This is a genomic window from Aureimonas sp. Leaf427 (assembly GCF_001425485.1).
Taxonomy (GTDB): Bacteria; Pseudomonadota; Alphaproteobacteria; order Rhizobiales; family Rhizobiaceae; genus Plantimonas.
Genome location: NZ_LMQW01000001.1, coordinates 591,791 through 612,253, shown reverse-complemented (window position 1 = coordinate 612,253; position 20,463 = coordinate 591,791). Strand labels below are relative to the sequence as shown.

The window sequence follows — 20,463 nt, the reverse complement described above, 5'->3', positions numbered from 1 at the left end:
ACAAGCTGGAGGGGTTTCGTCAGGCGGGGCGGACGACCTCGATGCCGACGGCGCCGGGGCCGAGATCGAGCTTCTCTACCCGCACGGTGACGCGGCGCAGGCGCCGGTCCTTCAGAAGCGTCTCGGCCAGATCCTCCGCCAGCGTCTCGACGAGATCGGTGTGGCCGCGCGCGACGAGATCGCGGACCGCATCCATGATGATGTCGTAGGAGTAGATGCTCGCCATCGCATCGTCGCGCCGGATGGCGCGCACGACGTCCCCCTCTACCGTGAAGCGCACGCTCTGGCGCCGGCCGCGCTCGAAGCCGTAGGCGCCGATCTCCATCTCGACGACCATGTCGCGGACGAAGATGCGGTCGGTCGGAGCGCTCTTGATGTCGATCCCGCGGCCGGCTTCCGTGTCGATCAGCGCGCGCATGGCCGAGACGGCGGCAAGGTCGATCGGACCGGAACGGGGCCCGGTCGTCAGCGCGCCGCGAAAGCCGAGATAGTCCGGCCTCAGCACCGCCAGGCGCGGCACGTCCGGCGGCTCCAGCGAGCCGGCGAGCCCGCTCATCAGGCCGAAGGCGCGGCAGGATTCCACGAAGCGGGCGAGCTCGTGGGTCGGCAGGTGCTTGAGCAGCCCGCCCGCGCCCTTGTTCATCGTGTCGATCATGGCGCCGGAAAAGCCGGCGGCCTTGAGATCGGCGAGGAGCGAGAGGTCGGGGTCGCCATCCGCGAAGAGGACGGCGATCAGCGAGGTCTTCGCGGCCTCGTCGGACAGGGCGGCGACGACCGCGCGGCGCGCCTCGGCGCTGGCGGGAAAAAGGCCGATCTTCACATGGGCGGCGGCCCGCCGCTCCGCGACCGCGGCGCAGACGAGACCGGGCTCCATCGGCAGGTCGCCCGCGACGGCCGAAACCGGGCGGCGGCCAGCGACGAGGTCGAGCGTCGCCCGGAGCACGTCCGGCGTCACCGCGCCGAGGGCGCCCTTCGCGGGGTCCTTCAGGTCGATGATGTCGGCGCCCCCCTCGAGCGCGATCCCGGCCTCCTCGGGCCCGGTGACGCTGGCGAGGAAGCCGGTCGTTCCACTCGGGGTCGGCAAGGCGCTCACGGGGCGGCCTCGACGGCCTGGAACTGCTTCTTCAGCGTGTTGCGCCAGAGGGCGGCGACGCCGCGCACCCACATCTCGTCGTTGTTGCCGCGAATGTCGGCGCTCCCCTGCGCCACGAGCTTGCCGGTCGCGACCTCGTGCCCGTAGGCGTTGATGTTCAGGATGAGGTTCGAGACCTTCTGCACCGTGCCGGTGACGACGATGTCGGCGCCGAGATCCCGGCCGAGATCGATCGCGCAGCGCTCGCATTTGAGCAGCGCCTGCTCCTTGGCGCGGGCGGCGACGGGGCCGGTGTCGACGAGGCCGAGCTCCGGCTCGGCGTCGATATCGGCGCGCAGCTTCGGCGCGAGCAGGGTCAGGCGCTGGGTCTGCCTGGGATCGACGCCGTTCAGCTCGCCTTCGAGGCTCGTGTCGATCAGCTCGAAGTCGAAGACCGCGACGGTCTTCTCCGCGGCCGCGACGGGCCAGGCGAAGAGGACGGCGCAAAGAACGGGAATAGTTCCGCCTTGAACTCGCATGGGGATTTTGTTCCTCCTCGGCATGGATGTCCTCGGCGCCCACCGCTGCTCTAGCGCTATCGTCCGAGGGGATAAAGAGAATTCCGCCCGCATGCCCGGCTTGCCCGGGACGGAGCGGAAACGGGAGGATCACCATGAACTTGACCCGCCTCACGGGACCGCTCGCCGGCGCGCTTCTGGCCGCCTGTCTATCCGGCCCCGCCTTCGCCCAGACGGCGCCGGCCGCGCCGACGACGCCGGCCGTTCCGGCCGCCAAGGCGCCGGGCGCCAAGGCGATGGCGGTGGTCAAGGTCGGCTTCCTGCGCACCTACGAGCGCACGCTGGCGCTCTCCGTGCTCGACATTCCGCCCGCTGATATCGGCATTGCCGGGGCCGATGTGGCGATCGCGGACAACAACACGACCGGCTCCTTCATGGGCCAGTCCTTCGCGCTGGACGTCGCGACGCTGAAACCCGGCGAGGACGTGATGCCGGCCGTGCAGAAGATGGCGGCCGAGGGCGTGCACTACATCGTGACCGATCTCTCCGCCGAGGACACGCTGAAGGTGGCCGACGCGGTGAAGGGCTCGGGGGCGCTCGTTCTCAATGCGGGGGCGACCGACGACAGCCTGCGCGAGGAGAACTGCCGGGCGAACATGCTGCACACGGCGCCGACGCGCTCCATGCTGACCGACGGGCTGGCGCAGTATCTCATGTGGAAGCAGTGGCGGAACTGGGTGCTGATCACCGGGAGCCACGACAAGGACAAGCTCTTCGCCGAGGCGATGAAGGCCTCGGCCAAGAAGTTCGGCGGAACGATCCTGGAGGAGCGGATCTTCGAGGACAAGGGCGGCGCGCGCGCCACCGATTCGGGACAGGCGCTCGTGCAGCGGCAGATCCCGGTCTTCCTGCAGGGGCTGCCGGAGCACGACGTGGTGCTCGTCGCCGACGAGAGCGAGGTCTTCGGCTCCTACATCCCCTGGCGCACCTGGGTGCCGCGCCCCGTCGCCGGCACGGCCGGGCTGATCCCGGCTTCCTGGCATCCGGCGAGCGAGCAATGGGGCGGGGCGCAGATCCAGAACCGCTTCGAGAAGGCCTCGGGACGGCGCATGCAGGCCAAGGACATGCAGGTCTGGACCGCGATCCGTATTCTCGGCGAGGCCGCCTCGCGCACGCAGTCGGTCGATCCCGCCACCATCGACGCCTTCATCAAGGGCAAGGACTTCACGGTCGCTGCCTTCAAGGGCCAGCGCCTGACCTTCCGCGACTGGAACTGGCAGCTGCGTCAGCCCGTGCTTCTCGGCGACGAGACCTCCGTCGTCTCAGCCTCGCCGCAGGAGGGCTTTTTGCACCAGGCGTCCGAATTGGATACGCTGGGCACCGACCGGCCGGAGACGCGCTGCGCGTTCTAGCCGGGCTCCAGCCACCGGCTCCAACCACCGGCCTCACGGAAGGCGAAGCGTCTCTTGTCCCTGTTCGGAAGGCTCGCCGCGACGCTCGCCGGCGCCATGGTCGCGGTGCTCGTTCTCGGCGCCGCGCTCGGCTACTGGAAGGCCAGGGACGAGGTGGAGGCCGAGCTCGGCGCGGCGCGGGGCGTCGCGGTGAACGCCGTGACGCGGCTGATCGCGGCGCTGCCGGCCTCCTCCAACGTCTCCGCCGACATCGCCTCGCTGGTCTCGACCTTCAACGGCGACCGGCATGTGCGCATCCTCATGATCGACGCCTTCGGGCAGGTGCGCATGCAGTCCGCCCTGGCCGAGCCCGGCACCCGCGCCCCGGCCTTCCTGGAACGGCTGCTCGCGCCGGCGCAGGACACGACGATCCTGCCCATGTCGCCGCGCGCCGCGCCCATCGTCGCGGCCATGGTCGTCGTGATGCCGGCCAACGAGATCGCCGAAATCTGGAGCGGCCTCGCGCTCGACCTGGCGCTTCTCCTTCTCTTCGCGCTGATCACGGCGGGCCTCGGCCTTCTCGTCGTCGATCGCGCGCTTCGCCCGCTCGGCGCCTTGTCCAGCGCCTTCCACCGCATCGGCTCCGGCGACACGCGAACGCGGGTTCCCGTCTCCGGCACGCCGGAAGTGGCGCGGCTGGCGCGCGGCGTGAACGCCATGGCCGAGCGGTTGGAGGGACTGGCCCGCGACCGTCAGCGGCTGGCCGAGCAGCTGTCGCGCCTCGCCGACGAGGAGCGGGCGGAGCTGGCGCGCGATCTCCACGACGATGTCGGGCCGTTCCTCTTCGCCGTCGACGTCGATGCCGCCAGCGTCAAGCGGCTCGTCGAGGCGGGGGGCGAGCCGGCCGAGATCGTCGAGCGCACGGAGGCGATCCGGCAGGCGGCGGGCCATGCGCGGCTTCAGGTGCGGCGCATTCTCGGGCAGCTTCGGCCCGGCATCCTGCCCGGCCTCGGCCTCGTCGAGACGCTGGACCATCTGGTGGAGGCCGCGCGCTCCCGCCATCCCGCCATCGACTTCGCGCTGCAGGTGGACGACTGCGATCCGGGGCCGGTCGTCGAGGCGCTGATCGTGCGCGCCGTGCGCGAGGGCGTGAACAACGCGCTGCGCCACGGACGGCCGCGCCATGTGACGATCCGCGTCGCCGAGACGGCGGACGCGGTCACCTTTCGCGTCACCGACGACGGCGGCGGTTTCCAGCGGCCGGAGGGCGAGCGGAGCGGCTACGGGCTGCTCGGCATGCGCGAGCGCGTGGAGGGGCTGGGCGGGCGGTTCTCGGTCGCGGAGGTCGGGCTTCCCGCGGGCGTCAGCCTCTTCGGCGAGCTGCCGCGAACGACCGATCGGGCTCGGGAGGCCGCCGAATGAGAGTGCTCGTGGTGGACGACCATGTGATCGTGCGCGAGGGCGTGCGCCGGCTCCTCGCCGCGCTGCCCGCCGAGGCGGTCTACGAGGCCGAGACGCCCTTCGAGGCGCTGGACGCCTTCCGCAAGATGCGGCCCGACATCGTCGTGCTCGACATCAACCTCAAGGGCGGCAGCGGGCTGGAGGTGATCCGGCGGCTGCGGGCGGACGATCCGAAAGCCCGGATCGTCGTCTTCTCCATGTATTCCGACCTCGTCTACGCCCATTCGGCGCAGCGGGCGGGGGCGCTCGGCTACGTCTCGAAGAGCGCGCCCTCCGACGAGCTGATTCTGGCCATCCGCAAGGCGATGAACGGCGAGGCGCATGTGGACGCCGACACGCAAGGCTCCAGCGCGGAGGCGCCGACGCCGGCCCGCAAGCTCTCGACGCGCGAGCTGGAGATCCTCCACATGCTGGGCGAGGGGCAGAGCCTCTCCGACATCGCGGAGGGGCTCGGCGTCGCCTACAAGACGATCGCCAACACGTCGACCCGCATCAAGGAGAAGCTCGGCGTGGAGCGCACCTCCGATCTCATCCGCTTCGCGGTGGAGACGCGAGGCGGGCGGCTGATCGACCGGGGCGATCTCTGAGCGCTTCGCCGCCCGATGGGAGGACGGGAAGTTCTCCCATGGCGGGGGCGCGCGGGGCGGGATAGCCATAGAGACGAGGACGGCCCGCGGCGCCGCCCGGTTCCCAAGACGGGCCGGCGCCCGGCCGCTTCTCCGAGGCATAGCGGCCGGCTTCGATCGCTCCCAACGCATCGAGGCCGGCCCTTCGCCGGGCCCCTTTTTCGCCTTCGCACTAGCTTCGAATCGAATGGACGGGCATTGCTGCACTGCCGAATTGGTCGGCTAACTATCGAGCGGTCTCGTTTGCGAAGGCCGCCTTTTTACGGAGCAGCATCATGATCCGACAGTCCGCCCTCGCTTTCGTTCTCGCTCTCTCCATGGGCGCCGGCGCCGCCTTCGCCAAGGAGGAGATCGCCGCATCGCCCGAGGAAGCCGCGAAGGTTTCCGCCGAGATCGCCAAGATCGGCTGCAAGGCCGAGGAGATCGAGAAGGAGAGCGCCAATCTCTACGAGATCGACGACGCCCAGTGCGAGATCGGCCAGTACGACATCAAGCTGAACGGCGACTTCAAGATCACCGTCCTGACCAGCGACGAGTAAGACGAAGGCTCCTCTTCGGAGCCCGAGGGCAGAGATCCCCGTTCGCTGGGAGGCGGGCGGGGACGACAGGAAGAATGAGGAGGAGGGGCCGCATCGGCCTCTCCGACCCGGGAGGATGCATGAGGAACCTGATCGCAGCGGCCCTGGCCGGCACCGTCCTGATGTCGGCGGGCCCCGCCTTCGCCTACAAGATCTTCGTCTCCAACGAGAAGGGCAACGACGTCACGGTTCTCGACGGCGAGAGCTTCGAGATCATCCACACGATCAAGGCCGGCCAGCGCCCGCGCGGCATCGTGACGAGCCCGGACGGCACGAAGGTCTATGTCTGCGCCAGCGACGACGACACGATCGAGGTCTACGACACCAAGACCTACGAGAAGATCGGCACGCTTCCCTCCGGGCCCGACCCCGAGCTGATGGTCGTCTCGCCCGACGGCACGCGCATGTACGTCGCCAACGAGGACGACAATCTCGTCACCGTCATCGATCTGGAAAGCGGCGCGCGCGTCGTGGAGATCCCGGTCGGCGTGGAGCCGGAGGGCATGGGCATCTCGCCGGACGGCAACACGATCGTGAACACGTCGGAGACGACGAACATGGCTCACTTCATCGACAAGGAGAGCCAGCAGATCGTCGCCAACGTCCTGGTCGATTCGCGCCCGCGCTTTGCCGAATACAAGAAGGACGCCTCCGAGATCTGGGTCTCCGCCGAGATCGGCGGAACGGTCAGCGTGATCGACAACGCGACCAAGGAGATCAAGCACAAGATCACCTTCGAGATTCCCGGCCTCTCCTCCGAGACGATCCAGCCGGTCGGCGTGCGGCTGACGCCGGACGGCTCGAAGGCCTATGTTGCGCTCGGGCCCGCCAACCGCGTCGCGGTCGTGGACGGCAAGACGTTCGAGGTGCTCGACTATCTCCTCGTCGGCCAGCGCGTCTGGCAGCTCGCCTTCTCGCCGGACGGCAAGCACCTCTTCTCCACCAACGGCATTTCCAACGACATCTCGATCGTCGACGTCGCCGACGACGAGGTGATCAAGTCGGTGCAGGTGGGGCAGCAGCCCTGGGGCGTCGCGGTGGCGGACGTTCCGGCGGGCTGACGGGGCACGAACAGAAAAAATGGCCGATCCGGCCGGGCGGGACGGGGTGGAGGCCCCGCTTCGCCGCCAAGACAGCATTCGGGAGGACAGGACATGAGAGCATTCTGGTTGTCGCTGATGGCGACGAGCCTCGCCTTCGCGCCGGTGGCGGCTTCCGCCGCCGCCAAGACGCTCGTCGTCGCGCAGGCCGCGGACGACGACGATGACGACGACGATGCGGCCGCGGGCGCCGCCGAGACCGGCGCCGCCGCGGCCCCGATCGACACGAGCGCCTCGCCCATGGCGCCCGCCGAAGCGCCCATGGCCGGCATGCCGGCCAGCGCGATGAACGCCAAGCAGCTCGGCCTGCCCGACCTGTCGAAGTCCAGCCAGGACATTCCCGATCTCGTGCTCGGCTCGGCCGACAAGGACTTCTCCGTCAACCGCAAGCATTTCGTGCTGCGCGCGGGGCAGGCCTATCGCTGGAAGATCTCCTCGGCCGGCAGCCTGGAATACAAGCTCCACGCGCCCGAGTTTTTCCGCAACGTCTGGTTCAACCAGATCGTCATCAGCGATCTCGAACTCCACATGGCGGGCCCGCCGGCCTGGCTCGAATACGATGCCAAGGGCACGATCCAGATCCAGTTCAACACCGTTCGCCCCGGTAATTTCACATGGTATATCGAGGGCCTGGAGGGCGCGCAGGACATGAAGGGCACGATCACGGTCGTGCCATGAAGTCTTGCCGTCCGGAGCCTTCGGGAGGGGCTTCGTTTGGATGATGCGAGATTGATCGGGACCGGCGAGAGGCCGGACCTGTCGGGCGCCGGTGTTCCGGCGCTCGACGTGTCCCATGTCGGGCATGCCTACGGCGCGCGCCGGGCGCTGAGTGACGTGTCCTTCACGGTGCCGCAGGGCTCCTTCACCGCGCTGCTCGGGCCGAACGGGGCGGGCAAGTCCACGCTCTTCTCGCTGATCACCCGGCTCTTCGACACGCGCGAGGGCGAGATCCGCATCCTCGGTCGGTCCCTGTCGGAGGCGCCGGGCGAGGCGCTGCGGCGGCTCGGCGTCGTGTTCCAGGCGCGAACCCTCGATCTCGACCTCTCCATCCGGCAGAATCTCGCCTATCACGCCTCGCTGCACGGCCTCTCCCGGGCGGACGCCAAGCGCCGCACCGCCGAGATCCTCGGCGGCAGCGACCTTTTCGACCGGCTGGGCGAGAAGGCGCGCCATCTCTCCGGCGGCCAGCTTCGGCGCGTCGAGATCGTGCGCGCCTTCATGCACGCCCCCCGCCTCATCCTCCTCGACGAGCCGACCGTCGGCCTCGACATCGGCTCGCGCGCCGAGATCGTGGCGGAGGTGCGCCGGCTCGTCGCCCAGGAGGGCGTCAGCGTTCTCTGGGCGACGCATCTCATCGACGAGATCGAGGAGGGCGACCGGGTCGTCGTGCTCCACAAGGGCCGCGTGCTCGCCGAAGGCTCGGTGCCGGAGATCGTGGAGCGGCAGGACGCCGTCTCGATCCGCGACGCCTTCGCCTCGCTGACGGGCCTGATGCGCGAGCCGCCCCACGTTTCGGAGGGGGAGCTGCATCCATGAGCGCCGTCACGACACGCGGTCCTTATCCGCGCGAGGGTTTCACCCTCCGCCAATATGCGATCTGCTTTTCCGGCATCGTCTGGCGCGAGGCGTTGCGCTTCCTGCACCAGCGGGAGCGCTTCGTCTCGGCTCTGGTGCGCCCGCTCCTCTGGCTCTTTATCTTCGCGGCGGGCTTCCGGCAGGTGCTCGGCGTCTCGATCGTGCCGCCCTATCAGACCTACATTCTCTACGAGGTCTACATCACGCCGGGGCTGATCGGCATGATCCAGCTCTTCAACGGCATGCAGTCCTCGCTCTCCATGGTCTACGACCGGGAGACGGGCTCGATGAAGACGCTGCTCGTCAGCCCCATGCCGCGCTGGTTCCTGATCGTCTCGAAGCTTGCGGCGGGCGTCGCGGTGTCGATCGTGCAGGTTTACGTCTTCTTCGCGATCGCCTGGTTCTGGGACGTGAAGCCGCCGGTCATGGGCTATCTCTTCGTCCTGCCGGCGCTGGTTCTCTCCGGCCTCATGCTCGGCGGGCTCGGCATGCTCCTCTCCTCGCTGATCCAGCAGCTGGAGAACTTCGCGGGTGTCATGAACTTCGTGATCTTCCCGATGTATTTCGCGTCCTCCGCGCTCTACCCGCTCTGGCGCGTGCAGGAATCCTCGCCGCTTCTCTACAAGATCTGCCTCGTGAACCCGTTCACCCATGCCGTCGAGCTCATCCGCTTCGCCCTCTACGGGCAGATGAACCTCACCGCGCTCGCCGTCGTTCTCGGGTGCACGGTGCTGTTTCTCGGCGGCGCGATCCTCGCCTACGATCCCTCGCGCGGGCTGATCAACCGCAAGCGCGGGTGAGGAACCGCCATCGGGCCAAACGCTTCGGGCCGCGCTGACTTCAGCCGAACCCTTTTCAGGAACGGAGTCCTCCACGATGATCCGACCCGCTCGATCCCTCGCTCTGGCCGCGCTGTTCCTGGCAAGCTCGGCCGTTTCGGCCGCAGCACAGGCACCCGCGCCGCGCGAGATTCCGGACGGGTTCGTGCTGCCCGGCCCCGCGCCGACGGGTGCCGCGCCCGCCATGCCCGCGGCTCCCGCTGCGCCGTCTCCGACGCCCGCGCCCGCCGGGGCTCCGGCTGGAGCGCCCGTGCCCTCGACCGGTTCGGCCGCGCCGAGCCAGACCTTCGTCATTCCCGGCGGCGCATCGACGACGCGGCTGACGACCGGCGGCAACCATCCGCACGACTGGCCCTGCGTCCAGCGCCGCATCGAGCGGGTGGACGAACGCCAGGTCTGGACGGGGCCGGACCTCGACACGGCCGAAGCCGCGCCGCGCAGCGATGCGATGCGTGCGCTGGTCGCCACGCTTTCCCAGCGCCGCGTGCCGCTGCCGGAGGCGGAGGCGAAGGCGGTGGAGTTCGTGACGGCGCTGCCCGAGGACCGGCGCGGCGCGGCCGCGACCGCGATCTTCGCCGATCTCTTCGCCCAGCTGAACGGCGAGCGCTCGCAGATCATGCGCGGCATCGAGCGCTACGGCGCCAAGCAGCAGGATCTGGCCACCAAGCTGCGCGAGGAGATCGCGGCGTTGAGCGCGCTGCGCAGCGGCGGCGACGCCGCCAAGGCGGCCGACGCGCAGGAAGCGCTGGCCTGGGACACCCGCATCTTCGAGGAGCGCCGCCGCTCGCTGACCTATGTCTGCGAGGTGCCGACCCTCATCGAGCAGCGGCTGTTCGCGCTGGGGCGGGCGCTGGCGAAGGTGCTCTGACGCTTTTCACCGGACCATCCGGACCAGGATGGCCGCGCCGGCGATCAGCCAGATCGCGACGACGATCGCCATACCGGCTCGGCTGACCGGCTTCCGCAATCGTGCGGCGGCCGCCTCTCGGAACTCCGCCATCAGGAGAGGCGGAACGAGGCGGACGCTGAGAAGAATGCCGAGCGGGACGATCAGCAGATCGTCGAGATAGCCGAGAACCGGTATGACATCCGGTATGAGGTCGATCGGCGAGAGCGCATAGGCGGCGACGGCGCCTGCCATGAGCTTGGCTGCGAGAGGCGTCCGCGCGTCGCGCGCCGCGATCCACAGCGCGACCACGTCCTGCTTGATCCGACGTGCCCAGGTCTTGGCGGAAGCGATCCAGGACGTCATGCCCTTGCCTTGCCCGAAAGGGCTACGCCGCAGCGCCCAAGAGCGCGAGCGCCACGGCGGGGGCGGCGCGGCAGACGTCGTCGCGCAGGGACGAGCGGCATTCGACGAGATCGGCGAAGTCGACGACGCCGCGGTCGAGGCGGGCCGCGAGGCGGCGCAGGACCGGGCGTCCGGCGCCGGCGATGACGACGGGCGCATCCTCACTGAGCGTGCCGCGCGAGGAGACGAGGAGGGCGGCGTCGTGGATGCGGCGGATCTGCGCCTCGGCGAAGGCCTCGGCCGTGCGCTCCAGCGTGCCGGGCGCGGCGTCGAAGGCGTCGCGGCCGATCATGCGGGCGAGCCGCGCGCGCGAGGCTTCGGCCGTCTTCGCCTGGCCGTCGGCGGTCGGATGCTGGTCGTCGGACTCGTCGAGCACGCCGAGAATGCGCTGGACGTCGGCCATGGTGGCGAAGAACTCGGCCATGATGGGCGTGACGCGGCCCTCGTTCGGAACGTGGCTCGCGACCGACATGAGGGCGGTGCGCGTGTAGCCCTGGTAGACGAGTTCGCCCGCCCCGAGCCGCTCGGCATCGGTGAAGCCGCCGAACGCCACCTTTCCGTCCTTGACCGGCACGATGTCGGTCGTGGTCGATCCCATGTCGAGGAAGAGCGCCTCCTCGATCCGCGCGGCGACGAGGGCGGCCGAGGCGTGCCAGTTGGCGGAGGCGACGCGGTCCCACTGGTCGGGAATGGACTCGGCGGCGACGAAGCCCTTGTCGCCGGCGTGGAAACGCAAGGTCTCGCCGAGGCGGCCGGTCAGAATCTTCGACAGGGCTTCGACGCCGGCCTTGCGATGGGGAAAGATGTCGGTCAGCTCGCCCGTCATGGTGACGGCGTGGCGCTCGACGGGACCGGCCTTGGTAAGGATGCTTTCGAGCGAGGCGTCGAGATGGTCGAGGCCCTTCCAGAGGGGGGTCGGCTCCTGCCAGACCTTGACGATCTCGCCCCCCTCGCAGAGGGCGGCCTTCAGATGCGCGCCGCCGACATCCCATCCCAGCGTCTTCGTCATGGGTCCTGCTTCTGATCGTTGCATCGCGGGCAAGGCCCGGTCCATGCTCATCCTATAGAGCCCTCGCCTCGAAAAGACCAACCTCGCGCGATCTCGGCGGTGCCGCCCATGCAGATCATCCCCGTGCTCGACCTGATGGGCGGCCTCGTCGTGCGCGGCCATCTCGGCGACAGGGCGAGCTACCGGCCGATCGTCACGCCGCTCTCCGACACGCCGGACCCCGTGGCCGTTGCGCAAGGGCTGCAGAGCCTCGGCCCCTTTTCCGCCATCTACGTCGCCGATCTCGACGCGATCGAGGGGCGGGGCGTGCAGGCCGGGGTGCTCGACGCCCTGTCCGGCGCCTTTCCCGGGACGGACTTCTGGATCGATGCCGGGGTGGCGGATGCGGATGGCGCGCGCGCGCTTCTCGCCCGCGAGCGGACCGTCGTCGTGATCGGCAGCGAGACGCTTCTCTCGGTCGACGTTCTGGAAGCGCTGGCGGGCGAGGACCGCTGGGCGCTGTCGCTCGACTATCGCGGGACGAGCTTCGTCGGACCGAAGGGCGTGCTGGAGCGGCCGGACCTCTGGCCGGCGCGGGTGATCGCCATGACGCTCGCCAAGGTCGGCAGCGGCGCCGGACCGGACTTCGCCCGGCTGGCCGAGGTGAGGGCGCTGGCGGGGCCGGAGCGGCAGGTCTTCGCGGCCGGCGGCGTGCGCGACGGGGCGGATCTGGCGCGGCTGGAGGCCGAGGGGATATCCGGCGCGCTGGTCGCGTCCGCGCTGCACGACGGGCGGCTGCGGCGGTAGACCTCGTCCGGCGGCGGCGTGTCGGTCTGCCCGCGCGCGCTCCGCTTGGAAGTCACGGCTTTGCGCCGACGCTTTTCTCCCACCGCCGTCATTCTCGGGCCCCGTCCCGAGAATCCAGACCGTGCACCGCAGACGTGGGACGCCGCCGCGCCTGGATTCTCGGGACGGGGCCCGAGAATGACGAACGTATAGCGATGTGCTGAGCGGGGCTGACTGCGACGACGGGGAGCGCTGCGAAGGGCGCGACGATGGATCGTCCGCCGCTGGTTGCCGCTGGTCGCCGCTGCGCTGCGCCCTGCATGAAAAAGGAGCCTTGCGGCCCCTTCTTCCTGTCATGTCCCCATCCAGGGCCGGCTCCCCTGGAGGAGCCTTGCGGCCTACTGGAATCCGAAGATGGCGGCCAATCGCCGGAGCAGTCCGGCCTTCATCGCCGGCTGTTCTGCTTCGGGATGGTCTCTTGTCTAGGTCGTGGGTCCGCCGAAGGGGTGCGTTGCCGAACCCTTCTTGGCGACGACCTCGGCAGCGGTCGGCGTGCCCTTGATGGCGCGCTCGATCGACTCCTTCGTGGCCTGATAGTTGTACTCGCGGATCTTCGCGTCGTCCTCGGCTTCCCAGTGGATAAAGACGCCCACGCAGATGAAGAGGTCGTCGGCCTCGGCGGCCGGGATGATGCCCTGCTCGACGCAGTCGGCGACGGCGCGCGCCACGCCCGTCTGGGCCGGTCCGAACATCTGCACGGCCTGCTTGGCGCCCTTGATCGTCACCTTGTTGAACATCAAGGTGTTGGGCTTGCAGGGCAGGTTCGGCGCGACGACGGCGAGGAGCGACGTGAAGCCGTCCTTGTTGTTCGTGAGCGAGTTGCAGAAAGCGGTTTCCGCGGCGCTGCCGCGCGGTCCGATGATGAGGTCGATGTGGGCGACCTCGTTGCCGTCTCCGACGAGAGACTCGCCCACCATTACTTTGTTGATGATCGCCATGGCCATGTTCCTCCTAAGTGTTTCGTCCAAACTCGTTTGGCGTTGCGCCGAACCTGCCGAAATCCGCCACCCCTCCGGGGCGGTCTTCGACCGGAACTCCACCTTTCGGCAATGTCGCCACTGCTGCCCGGTTCCCCGGAACGGCAGGCTTCCTCGTTCGACGCTCGGCTATCCTTGTTCGCGGCATCCCGTGGGACCGGTTGGCCAGATAGCGGACGGCAAGCCTTTCGGCCTTCCGACGCGGCGCAGTCAACCATCCGCCTCGTCAATCTTCAAGCCGCCCGAAAGACTCATGGCGAAAATGCTGGCCACGGTGAAATCCGCCGACGTGCCGGGATTGACGCCCTCGCTCTTCAACGCGTGGTCGAGATCGAGAAGAGCCGCTCGCGCCGTTTCGGGATTGGCGTTCGCTTTCAGTTGCTTGGTCAGGGTCTCGAAGCGCCCGCGGATCAGCTCGGCCCGTTCGCTTCCATATTTGCGGGCGATGTGGCTGTCGGGAAATCGTGCCGCGAAGGCCAGGAAACATCGGGTCGCGGGGGCGAGGTCCGGCCTCTCGCTCCCGGCCAAACTGGGCAGACCGATGGCAAAGACGTCGGCCAGCGCGTCGGTATAGGCGCGGGCGATGCGATCGCGGGGCGCAGCGATTCGCATGGCGTCGAGCAGTCCGACGTTCGGCGGCTCGCGCACATCGGCGTTCTCGGCCGATCCGAGCCCGCCCGGCGAGGCCAGCGCGATGGCGGCGAAGACGTCGGCGGCATCCGCCGAGGTGAGCCCGGCCAGCGCTTCGGCGACGCCCGCGCGCAGGTCGCCGCCGCGCTCGGCCGCCATGGCGAGGGGGGCGCAGAGGAGGAGGATGCCGAGATTGGTGTTCTCGCCGACCGCTTCCCGCGTCGCCCGGACCGCGCCGAGGACGCGGCGCCCGAGGGAGCGGCTCTCTCCGGTTATGTGGGGGGCGGAGACGCGGGCGCTGGTCTCGAAGGCCTCGACCTCCATCCGGTGCCCGCCCGCGATGCGGTGGACATTGCCCGGCTTCAGCGCGTCCAGCTCGGCCTCGCAGGCGGCGATGTAGCGAGCGGCGATGGTTTGGGGGGAGAGGGGGCTCATGAGGGGAGACGGGCATCGAGAGGATGGCGGGTGTCGCGCCCCCCTCTGCCTGCCGGCATCTCCCCCTCAAGGGGGGAGATCAGGCGGTGGGACGGTCGCAGGTCGCTCTCCCTCCGTCGAGCTGCCGATCTCCCCCCTTGAGGGGGAGATGGCTGGCAAGCCAGAGGGGGGCGCCTCGCACCCGCCCGGACCGCCTGAGCCCTCAAACCGCCAGCGCCAGACGCGGCGCCTCCGCCAGACGCCGGGCGGCCAGCGTGGCAAGGAGATCGCGGGCGCGGATGGCGGGGATGTCGAGGCCGGTCGCGGCCTGGAGGCCGGTCCAGGCCGGCATGGAATTGACCTCGATCACCTGCGCCGCTCCATCCGCGTCCCGCAGGAGGTCGACGCCGCAGAAATCGGCGCCGACGGCTTCGGCCGAGCGCTCGGCGAGGCGTTCCAGCTCGGGATCGGGCGGCATGGCGAGGCCTTCGGCGCCCTGCTTGATGTTGGTGATCCAGCCGGTCGAGCGGCGGCGCATGGAGGCGACGGCGCGGCCGGCCGAGACGAGGATGCGGTAGTCGCTATAGGTGCCCTCGGTCGGATGGCCGGCGAAGCGCTGGAGATAGTAGACGCCGGACACGGCATCCGGCTCCGGCAGGTCGTCGGCCGTGCGGATGAGGGCAAGGCCCTTGCCCTGCGCCCCGAAGAGCGGCTTCAACACGAGGGGGCCGCTCTCGGAGGCGAGGATATCGGCCGCCGCCTCGCGGCTTTCGACGACGAAGCTGCGCGGGCTCGCAATGCCGGCGCGCGCGAGGCGGAAGCTCGTCATCGACTTGTCGACGCAGGCCTCGATGGCCGGCGCGTCGTTGGAGACGAGGACGCCGAGCCGGCCGAGCGCATGGAGAAGCCCGAGCCGGCGCGTCACCTGCTCGAAGCTGCCGCCGTCCATCGTGCGCACGCAGACGGCGTCGGGCAGGTCCGTGCCGAAGCCGGGAACGAGGAGGCCGGACGGGGCCTCGCTGTCATAGGCGACGTCGGAGAGCTTCACGGCCGACGCCTCCGCCCCCGCGGCGCGAAGGGCCTTCAGCATGTCGCGCGCGTGGCGGTCCATCGCCGCGGTGACGAGGGCGATGCGCGGGGCCGGGGGGCCGGCCGCGCGATCAGCCGAAGGAGGCATCGACGAGGGACTCAGCGATGCCGCCTGCGCGGAAGGTCTCGCCCGTCTCCAGCGCCACGACCGCGACCTCGGCGGGGCTGAAGAGGTTCGGGTCGATCTTGTAGAAGTCGCCCTCGTAGGCGCGGAAGATGTCCGCGAAGGGCGTGCCGTAGTCCTTGGAATTGCGGCTCGGCAGCGCTTCGGCGAGATCGCGCGCGTCGCTCGCGGGCCCCGTGACGTGGAGGAGGATGCGCCCGCCGTAGATCACGGCGTCGTTGGTCCGGCCCATGGCGGTGACGAAGTCGGGATGGGGCGGCGGCAGGGGCGCGGAGCCGAGGCCGGACACGATGCGCGTCATGTCGAAATGGAGGACGTGAGCCTTGTGGAGCGCCACCTCGACGACGCGGCCGACGATCTGCACCGATCCGGCAAGGCTCTGCGTCGGGGCATAGAGGATGGTGAGGTCGCTCGGCGCGACGCCGCAGTCGCCCGCGATGCGGCGCACCAGCTCTTCGGGCGGCGGGCTGCCGGTCTCCAGCACGAGAAAGGCCTGTCCGCAGCGGTCGGCATAGGCGATGTCGTCGAGCACGGTCTCCTTGCCGGCGAGCGCGCGGGCGGGGCCCGATCCCATGGAGAAGTAGCCGCCGCCATCCTCGCTGGTCAGCTGCCAGCCGGCATATTGGCTGCCGAGGCAGGCGATGACGGGCTGGGAGGTGCGCACGCTCAGCTGGAACGGGTGATAGCGCAGCCGCCCGCCCGCCTCGATCGCGACGTCGCCGAGCCCGCCCATGCAGATCTCGGTGAGGAGCCGGCCGGCCTCCAGGCTTCCCGGCACGCTCGCGCCGGCATCGATCAGCCGCTCGCCGGCCGCGCCCGTGGAGACGGCGCAGCCGAGCCGGTCGGCATCGTAGGCCATCTGCTCGACCAGCGGCTCGGCGCTGCGGTTGACGGAGAGACGATGCGCGGATGCCCTGCGGCGGGGCGTCGGCTCAGTGGTCATAGGACGGGCTCCTCGATCATCGTCTTTAACTGGGACAGGCGCGCGCTAAAGAGCGTGATGGCATCGTCGGCACCGGCGCCCTCGGCCTTGAGGGTGAAGAGCGGCTCGCCCCGCCGGATCACCGTGCCCGGCACCGGGCGGTCGGACACGAAGTCCGGCCAGTCCACGGTGCCGATCGTCACCTCGTCCGCGTCGCAATAGGCAAAGCCCGCGGCGCGAACGGTCTCGGGGCGGAGCGGCGCGTCGGGCAGGCGCCCCTCGCAGGCGGAGAGATGCAGCTCGACCAGCGCCGGCGTGCCCTCGCGCTCGAACACGTCCATCGTCGCGCCGGGGCGGGGATTGATCTCCAGGAGGAAAGGCTCGCCCTCGTCCGGCACGATGAAATCGGCGCTGCCGAGCCCGACCAGCGCCGGCAGCTCGGCCGCGATGCCCTCGATCGCCCGGGCCATGGCGGCGGAGACGCGGGGGGCAAGCTCGATCGGCCCGCAGGCGCCGCCATAGCGGAAGGGCTCGGTCTCGCTCGGGCTCGGCCATTGCTCGGAAAAGCCGAGGACGCGGGCTCGGCCGCCGCTCGCGACGAAGAGCGCGGAGCGCCGGCTCCCCTCGACGAAGCGCTGGTAGTAGCGGTCCGGCGCGGGCTCGCGGGTGCCGAGATAGCCGATGTGAAGGCCTCCGGCCGCGCCGACGCGCTTCATCAGCCAGACCTTCGGATCATCGTCCGCCGGCGGGGGCTCCATGCGGATTTCGGGATGGGCGATGCCGAGCCTTCCGCAGAGGTCGGCGAAGCGCCGGGGGTCCTTCAGCCGGCGGACGGTCTCGCCGGTGTTGCCGAGAAGGCGCCAGCGGGCGGCGATGGCGTCCAGAAGGTCCGGGCGGTCCTCGAAGCCGGGGCCGCAGAGGACGCCGACCGGGCTTCGACCGTGCGCGAGTTCCGCCAGCGCGGCGAGGAGGTCGCCGCCGTCGAAGCCGCTGACGAAGTCGCCATGCACGATCCGCAGATCCGCCGCGACGTCGCGAAGGTCGTTGTCGGCGAAGAGGTCGGCGACGAGCGGGCGATAGCCCGCGCGCCGCGCGGAGGCGGCGAGCGAGCGGCCGGAAAAGGTGGCGATGAGGAGATCGCCGGCGGGCGTCTCCTTCGACGCGAGGGCGGTGCTCACAGGTCGGGAACGAGCGTCTGGGCGAGCTTGAAGGCGTCGCGGAAGTCGAGCGCCAGGACCTCGTCCTCCGAGGCCAGCATGCGGCGGAAGAGGCCGGCTTCGGTCTGGTACTTGACGTTGCCGATGGCGAGCGCGCCGAGGCCGAGCGTCTGGCTGCCCGGGATCGGCACGCCGTTGTCGAAGACGCCGACGCCCTCGATGCCGGCGGGCGGAACGGCGTTGACGTCGGCGGCGACGAGAAGATGGGGCGCGTCCGCGATCAGCTTGGCGCCGAGCACGCGCACGCCCGCCTTGGCGGCGCTGAGGACGATATCGGTGTTGGCGAGCACGGCCGCCTTCTCCGCGTCGCTCTTGCCGTTGACGGAGCCGACCTCGACGCCGAAGCGGACCTTCATCTGGGCGGCGCGTTCGCGCACGCGCTGGACGCCGCTATGGCCGACGAGCGTGACCTCGGCCCCTTCGAGCGCGGCGATCACCGCCGAGCAGTAGCCGACGACGCCGGTCGCGCCGAAGACCGCGACGCGACGGCCGGCGAGGCCGCCACCCTTCTTGGCGACGAGAAGCTTCTCGACATAGGCGACCATGGCCGCCGCCGTCGTGAAGGAGCCCTGCGGATCGGCGAAGACATGGACGCCGAAGGGCGCGACGAGCGCGTTCTTGGCCGCTTCCATCATGTCGAGCGCGAGAATCGCGTCGTCGCCGCCGAAGAAGATGGTGGTGGAGGTGCCCGAAGCCGGCGGGCGGGAGAAGATCGCGTCCTGCACGAGATCGGCGACTTCGGTCAGCTCGATGGACTCGTAGGGCAGAATCAGCTCGTAGCCGGCATCGGCCGCCATGTTCACGTCGAAGGGACTGACATGCTTGTGCGGCGTCAGCATATGAAGAATCTTCTTGGGCATGCTCGTTCTCCCCTGACGCGGGCCCCGGACCGTTCGAGGCCTCGCGGAACGCCTGTCGTCCTTTTTCGTGATCTCCCTCCGATCCGCCGGCTGACATGCCGGCGGTGGCGCGCGGCTGGCCCGGCGCTTGGCCCTTCGAGGGCGTGGTCTGGACCGCCCGGGCGGTCCGTCGAAGCGCCGGTTCTCGGCGCCTCCCCGTCTGCCGATCGCTCGGCGACGCCGACCTTCTACAGCATCGTCCCCGCGATCGGAATCGATCTTAGGGCGAATGTTCGGGCCGCGCGATCCGAGAGTTTCGCGGACCCCGGCCGCGCCCGCCATGCCGCTCCCGTATCCGGGCGATCGGTCTCGGGCGGTGCCATGGCGCCCCGTTTTTTCGAAGCGCTCAGCGGGCGTTCGCCAGCTCCGCATGGCGCTCGACGGTGGCGCCGGTGTTGCGGCCCTCGACGATGCGGATGTCGAGCCCGGCGCCCTCGCGGTCCCCGTCCAGCTGGGCGACCAGCGCCTCGGCCTCGGCCTGGCTCGCCGCGAAGGCGAAGCCGGTCGGGCCCCAGGAGCTTTGCCCGGCGCCGTGCGCGCCGGCCACCGTGAGGCGCTGCATGGCGGCCGCGACGCGCGGCGAGGAGTAGATGCCGCCCTGGGCCGGCTGGAAATGGCGGCCGACGCGGATCTGGATCTCGGCGATGGCCCTGCCGAAGGCGGTGATGTCGCTTTCCGCCAGTCCCGGTAGCGCCTGCATGAGAACGAGGCGGCAGATATCGGCCGCATCGCGCTCGGGGAAGAGGGGGAGCGCCTTGAACGCATCCGTCTCGGCTCCGCCGTGCATGCCCTGGCTGGCCGGATCGAAGGCGAGGATCACGCGCCAGGCGGCCGGGAAGGGCAGCCGGGCGATGACGGGCGGCGGGCTGTCGCCCCGGCCCTTGCCGCCGTCGACGAGCACGCCGCCTTCGAGGAAGAAGCCGGCGCCGACGCCCGAGCGCGCGCCCCGGCCGAGATAGGCCGCGTCGCCTTCGGGATCGAGGTCGATCCCCTCCAGCGTGCGAAGGGCGGCGGCGACGGCAAGCGCGAGCTGCGTGCCCGAGCCGAGGCCGCAATGATGGGGGATCGTCTCCTCGATGACGAGGTGATGATGAAGCTGGTCGATACCGAGCCGCGAGCGCATGGCTTCCAGATGCCAGCGGGCGCGCGTGCGGTCGGGGCCCTCGACGATCGTCTGGTCGGAGGGAGAGATGCTGATCCGGGTCGCCGGCGCCGAGAGCGCCATGCCGATTCCGCCGAAGAGGCGGCCGAGGCCGCCATGCATATCGAGGAAGCCGAGATGCAACCGGGCCGGTGCGGAGACGCTGATGACGTTCGCTGCCAAGAAATGCCTGCCTTCCTGTGCCCTATTGCCTATTATTCCGATCGAATGCGAACCGGCAAGGGAGAAGAGAAGAACCATGGCGGCCCTTAAGGAAACAACCTACGAGCCCTCCGAAATCCTCAAGCGCCTGGAGGCCGAGCTGCCGGCCTGGCGCCTGGAGGACGGCTGGATACGGCGGACCTACAAGACCCATTCCTGGAAGGGGACGCTGATGGTGATCAACACGATCGGCCATCTCGCCGAGGCCGCCTTCCACCATCCCGACCTCACCGCCTCCTATGCCTGGGTGGAGGTCCGGCTGATGAACCACGCGGCCAAGGGCGTGACCGACAAGGATTTCGAGCTGGCCCGGAAGATCGAGGAAGTCGTCGGCTGGCAGCCGGGCCAGGAGGGCGGCGCGCTAACGGGAACGCCGGACGATCCGCGCTTCGCCTATATCAAGCACGACAAGTAGGGGGCGCCCTCGGGCCTCAGATGGATGCCCCGCGACCGGCCGGGCGATCGATTTCCTGCGCAAACCCTCGCCGACGGGGTTTGCGCGGCGCGCGCATTCCATTTAACTGGCCGCGGGCGCCAGAAAGC

The 20,463-nt window shown here is 69.8% G+C and carries 22 protein-coding genes; 11 read left to right on the top strand and 11 right to left on the bottom strand.

Annotation, left to right across the window (positions count from 1 at the left end):
• Positions 1 to 19: 19 nt before the first annotated feature.
• Entirely contained in the window at positions 20 to 1,093 is a 1,074-nt protein-coding gene (locus tag ASG62_RS02630) for a (5-formylfuran-3-yl)methyl phosphate synthase (RefSeq protein WP_244487551.1), read from the bottom strand.
• Positions 1,090 to 1,611: a DUF3280 domain-containing protein gene (locus ASG62_RS02625; protein WP_056694105.1), complete on the bottom strand. Its 522-nt coding sequence runs from the start codon at positions 1,609 to 1,611 to the stop codon at positions 1,090 to 1,092. The genes ASG62_RS02630 and ASG62_RS02625 overlap by 4 nt, the downstream gene beginning before the upstream one ends.
• 134 nt (positions 1,612 to 1,745) lie before the next feature.
• On the opposite strand from ASG62_RS02625, the gene ASG62_RS02620 reads away from it, so the two are divergent.
• The 9 genes from ASG62_RS02620 to ASG62_RS02580 all read left to right on the top strand — a co-directional run bounded on the left by ASG62_RS02620 (position 1,746) and on the right by ASG62_RS02580 (position 10,028).
• On the top strand, positions 1,746 to 3,002 hold the full coding sequence (locus ASG62_RS02620) for an ABC transporter substrate-binding protein (RefSeq protein WP_056694107.1): 1,257 nt from the start codon (positions 1,746 to 1,748) through the stop codon (positions 3,000 to 3,002).
• Positions 3,003 to 3,056: 54 nt separating this feature from the next.
• Positions 3,057 to 4,403, top strand: a complete 1,347-nt coding sequence (locus tag ASG62_RS02615; protein WP_056694110.1) for a HAMP domain-containing protein — start codon at positions 3,057 to 3,059, stop codon at positions 4,401 to 4,403.
• On the top strand, positions 4,400 to 5,029 hold the full coding sequence (locus ASG62_RS02610) for a response regulator transcription factor (RefSeq protein ID WP_056694112.1): 630 nt from the start codon (positions 4,400 to 4,402) through the stop codon (positions 5,027 to 5,029). Before ASG62_RS02615 ends, ASG62_RS02610 begins: the two co-directional genes overlap by 4 nt.
• A 314-nt stretch (positions 5,030 to 5,343) precedes the next feature.
• A complete protein-coding gene (locus ASG62_RS02605; RefSeq protein WP_056694114.1) occupies positions 5,344 to 5,607 on the top strand; it encodes a PepSY domain-containing protein in 264 nt (87 codons plus the stop codon).
• 119 nt (positions 5,608 to 5,726) lie between these two features.
• Positions 5,727 to 6,707, top strand: coding sequence for a PQQ-dependent catabolism-associated beta-propeller protein (locus ASG62_RS02600; protein ID WP_056694117.1), 981 nt, complete (start codon positions 5,727 to 5,729; stop codon positions 6,705 to 6,707).
• Positions 6,708 to 6,800: 93 nt separating this feature from the next.
• Positions 6,801 to 7,424: a hypothetical protein gene (locus ASG62_RS02595; RefSeq protein ID WP_164470478.1), complete on the top strand. Its 624-nt coding sequence runs from the start codon at positions 6,801 to 6,803 to the stop codon at positions 7,422 to 7,424.
• A 51-nt stretch (positions 7,425 to 7,475) separates the two neighbouring features.
• Positions 7,476 to 8,282, top strand: coding sequence for an ABC transporter ATP-binding protein (locus ASG62_RS02590; RefSeq protein WP_244487552.1), 807 nt, complete (start codon positions 7,476 to 7,478; stop codon positions 8,280 to 8,282).
• The gene (locus ASG62_RS02585; RefSeq protein ID WP_056694123.1) at positions 8,279 to 9,121 is read left to right on the top strand and encodes an ABC transporter permease; all 843 of its coding nucleotides are present in this window, start codon (positions 8,279 to 8,281) and stop codon (positions 9,119 to 9,121) included. Before ASG62_RS02590 ends, ASG62_RS02585 begins: the two co-directional genes overlap by 4 nt.
• Positions 9,122 to 9,197: 76 nt before the next feature.
• Positions 9,198 to 10,028 (top strand): hypothetical protein, encoded by an 831-nt coding sequence (locus ASG62_RS02580; protein WP_057180269.1) that lies wholly within the window; start codon positions 9,198 to 9,200, stop codon positions 10,026 to 10,028.
• Between the two features lie 6 nt (positions 10,029 to 10,034).
• On the opposite strand, the gene ASG62_RS02575 is transcribed toward ASG62_RS02580, so the two are convergent.
• Together ASG62_RS02575 and ASG62_RS02570 are read right to left on the bottom strand one after the other, a co-directional pair.
• Complete coding sequence (locus tag ASG62_RS02575) at positions 10,035 to 10,412, bottom strand: YkvA family protein (RefSeq protein ID WP_056694129.1); 378 nt, start codon at positions 10,410 to 10,412, stop codon at positions 10,035 to 10,037.
• A gap of 22 nt (positions 10,413 to 10,434) precedes the next feature.
• The gene (locus ASG62_RS02570) at positions 10,435 to 11,460 is read right to left on the bottom strand and encodes a hydantoinase/oxoprolinase family protein (RefSeq protein ID WP_082537162.1); all 1,026 of its coding nucleotides are present in this window, start codon (positions 11,458 to 11,460) and stop codon (positions 10,435 to 10,437) included.
• 108 nt (positions 11,461 to 11,568) lie between these two features.
• Between ASG62_RS02570 and ASG62_RS02565 the strand changes: the two genes are divergently transcribed.
• On the top strand, positions 11,569 to 12,246 hold the full coding sequence (locus ASG62_RS02565) for a HisA/HisF-related TIM barrel protein (RefSeq protein ID WP_056694134.1): 678 nt from the start codon (positions 11,569 to 11,571) through the stop codon (positions 12,244 to 12,246).
• Positions 12,247 to 12,707: 461 nt separating this feature from the next.
• Here ASG62_RS02565 and fae read toward each other — a convergent pair whose 3' ends face one another.
• The 7 genes from fae to ASG62_RS02530 form a co-directional block, all read right to left on the bottom strand.
• The gene (gene fae, locus ASG62_RS02560) at positions 12,708 to 13,223 is read right to left on the bottom strand and encodes a formaldehyde-activating enzyme (protein WP_056506785.1); all 516 of its coding nucleotides are present in this window, start codon (positions 13,221 to 13,223) and stop codon (positions 12,708 to 12,710) included.
• A gap of 249 nt (positions 13,224 to 13,472) precedes the next feature.
• Positions 13,473 to 14,327: a triphosphoribosyl-dephospho-CoA synthase gene (locus tag ASG62_RS02555; protein WP_056694137.1), complete on the bottom strand. Its 855-nt coding sequence runs from the start codon at positions 14,325 to 14,327 to the stop codon at positions 13,473 to 13,475.
• A 202-nt stretch (positions 14,328 to 14,529) separates the two neighbouring features.
• Positions 14,530 to 15,483: an ATP-grasp domain-containing protein gene (locus ASG62_RS02550; protein ID WP_057180267.1), complete on the bottom strand. Its 954-nt coding sequence runs from the start codon at positions 15,481 to 15,483 to the stop codon at positions 14,530 to 14,532.
• Positions 15,467 to 16,462 (bottom strand): methenyltetrahydromethanopterin cyclohydrolase, encoded by a 996-nt coding sequence (gene mch / locus ASG62_RS02545; protein WP_056694139.1) that lies wholly within the window; start codon positions 16,460 to 16,462, stop codon positions 15,467 to 15,469. Before mch ends, ASG62_RS02550 begins: the two co-directional genes overlap by 17 nt.
• Positions 16,459 to 17,619 carry an ATP-grasp domain-containing protein gene (locus ASG62_RS02540; protein ID WP_056694143.1) on the bottom strand — a complete coding sequence of 387 codons (1,161 nt, stop codon included), beginning with the start codon at positions 17,617 to 17,619 and terminating at the stop codon, positions 16,459 to 16,461. Before ASG62_RS02540 ends, mch begins: the two co-directional genes overlap by 4 nt.
• Positions 17,616 to 18,518, bottom strand: coding sequence for an NAD(P)-dependent methylenetetrahydromethanopterin dehydrogenase (locus ASG62_RS02535; protein WP_056694145.1), 903 nt, complete (start codon positions 18,516 to 18,518; stop codon positions 17,616 to 17,618). Before ASG62_RS02535 ends, ASG62_RS02540 begins: the two co-directional genes overlap by 4 nt.
• 385 nt (positions 18,519 to 18,903) lie before the next feature.
• Positions 18,904 to 19,881, bottom strand: coding sequence for a beta-ribofuranosylaminobenzene 5'-phosphate synthase family protein (locus tag ASG62_RS02530; RefSeq protein ID WP_056694149.1), 978 nt, complete (start codon positions 19,879 to 19,881; stop codon positions 18,904 to 18,906).
• 76 nt (positions 19,882 to 19,957) lie between these two features.
• Here ASG62_RS02530 and ASG62_RS02525 point away from each other — a divergent pair, with 76 nt between their 5' ends.
• Positions 19,958 to 20,335: a 4a-hydroxytetrahydrobiopterin dehydratase gene (locus ASG62_RS02525; RefSeq protein ID WP_056694151.1), complete on the top strand. Its 378-nt coding sequence runs from the start codon at positions 19,958 to 19,960 to the stop codon at positions 20,333 to 20,335.
• Positions 20,336 to 20,463 lie beyond the last annotated feature (128 nt).

Coding starts and splice junctions, on each gene's coding strand:
- ASG62_RS02605 (WP_056694114.1), top strand. CDS start 5,344: ATGATCCGACAGTCCGCCCTCGCTTTCGTTCTCGCTCTCTCCATGGGC.
- ASG62_RS02550 (WP_057180267.1), bottom strand. CDS start 15,483: ATGCCTCCTTCGGCTGATCGCGCGGCCGGCCCCCCGGCCCCGCGCATC.
- ASG62_RS02620 (WP_056694107.1), top strand. CDS start 1,746: ATGAACTTGACCCGCCTCACGGGACCGCTCGCCGGCGCGCTTCTGGCC.
- ASG62_RS02625 (WP_056694105.1), bottom strand. CDS start 1,611: ATGCGAGTTCAAGGCGGAACTATTCCCGTTCTTTGCGCCGTCCTCTTC.
- ASG62_RS02555 (WP_056694137.1), bottom strand. CDS start 14,327: ATGAGCCCCCTCTCCCCCCAAACCATCGCCGCTCGCTACATCGCCGCC.
- ASG62_RS02610 (WP_056694112.1), top strand. CDS start 4,400: ATGAGAGTGCTCGTGGTGGACGACCATGTGATCGTGCGCGAGGGCGTG.
- ASG62_RS02580 (WP_057180269.1), top strand. CDS start 9,198: ATGATCCGACCCGCTCGATCCCTCGCTCTGGCCGCGCTGTTCCTGGCA.
- ASG62_RS02535 (WP_056694145.1), bottom strand. CDS start 18,518: ATGCCCAAGAAGATTCTTCATATGCTGACGCCGCACAAGCATGTCAGT.
- ASG62_RS02565 (WP_056694134.1), top strand. CDS start 11,569: ATGCAGATCATCCCCGTGCTCGACCTGATGGGCGGCCTCGTCGTGCGC.
- ASG62_RS02570 (WP_082537162.1), bottom strand. CDS start 11,460: ATGACGAAGACGCTGGGATGGGATGTCGGCGGCGCGCATCTGAAGGCC.
- ASG62_RS02575 (WP_056694129.1), bottom strand. CDS start 10,412: ATGACGTCCTGGATCGCTTCCGCCAAGACCTGGGCACGTCGGATCAAG.
- fae (WP_056506785.1), bottom strand. CDS start 13,223: ATGGCGATCATCAACAAAGTAATGGTGGGCGAGTCTCTCGTCGGAGAC.
- ASG62_RS02525 (WP_056694151.1), top strand. CDS start 19,958: ATGGCGGCCCTTAAGGAAACAACCTACGAGCCCTCCGAAATCCTCAAG.
- ASG62_RS02600 (WP_056694117.1), top strand. CDS start 5,727: ATGAGGAACCTGATCGCAGCGGCCCTGGCCGGCACCGTCCTGATGTCG.
- ASG62_RS02585 (WP_056694123.1), top strand. CDS start 8,279: ATGAGCGCCGTCACGACACGCGGTCCTTATCCGCGCGAGGGTTTCACC.
- mch (WP_056694139.1), bottom strand. CDS start 16,462: ATGACCACTGAGCCGACGCCCCGCCGCAGGGCATCCGCGCATCGTCTC.
- ASG62_RS02595 (WP_164470478.1), top strand. CDS start 6,801: ATGAGAGCATTCTGGTTGTCGCTGATGGCGACGAGCCTCGCCTTCGCG.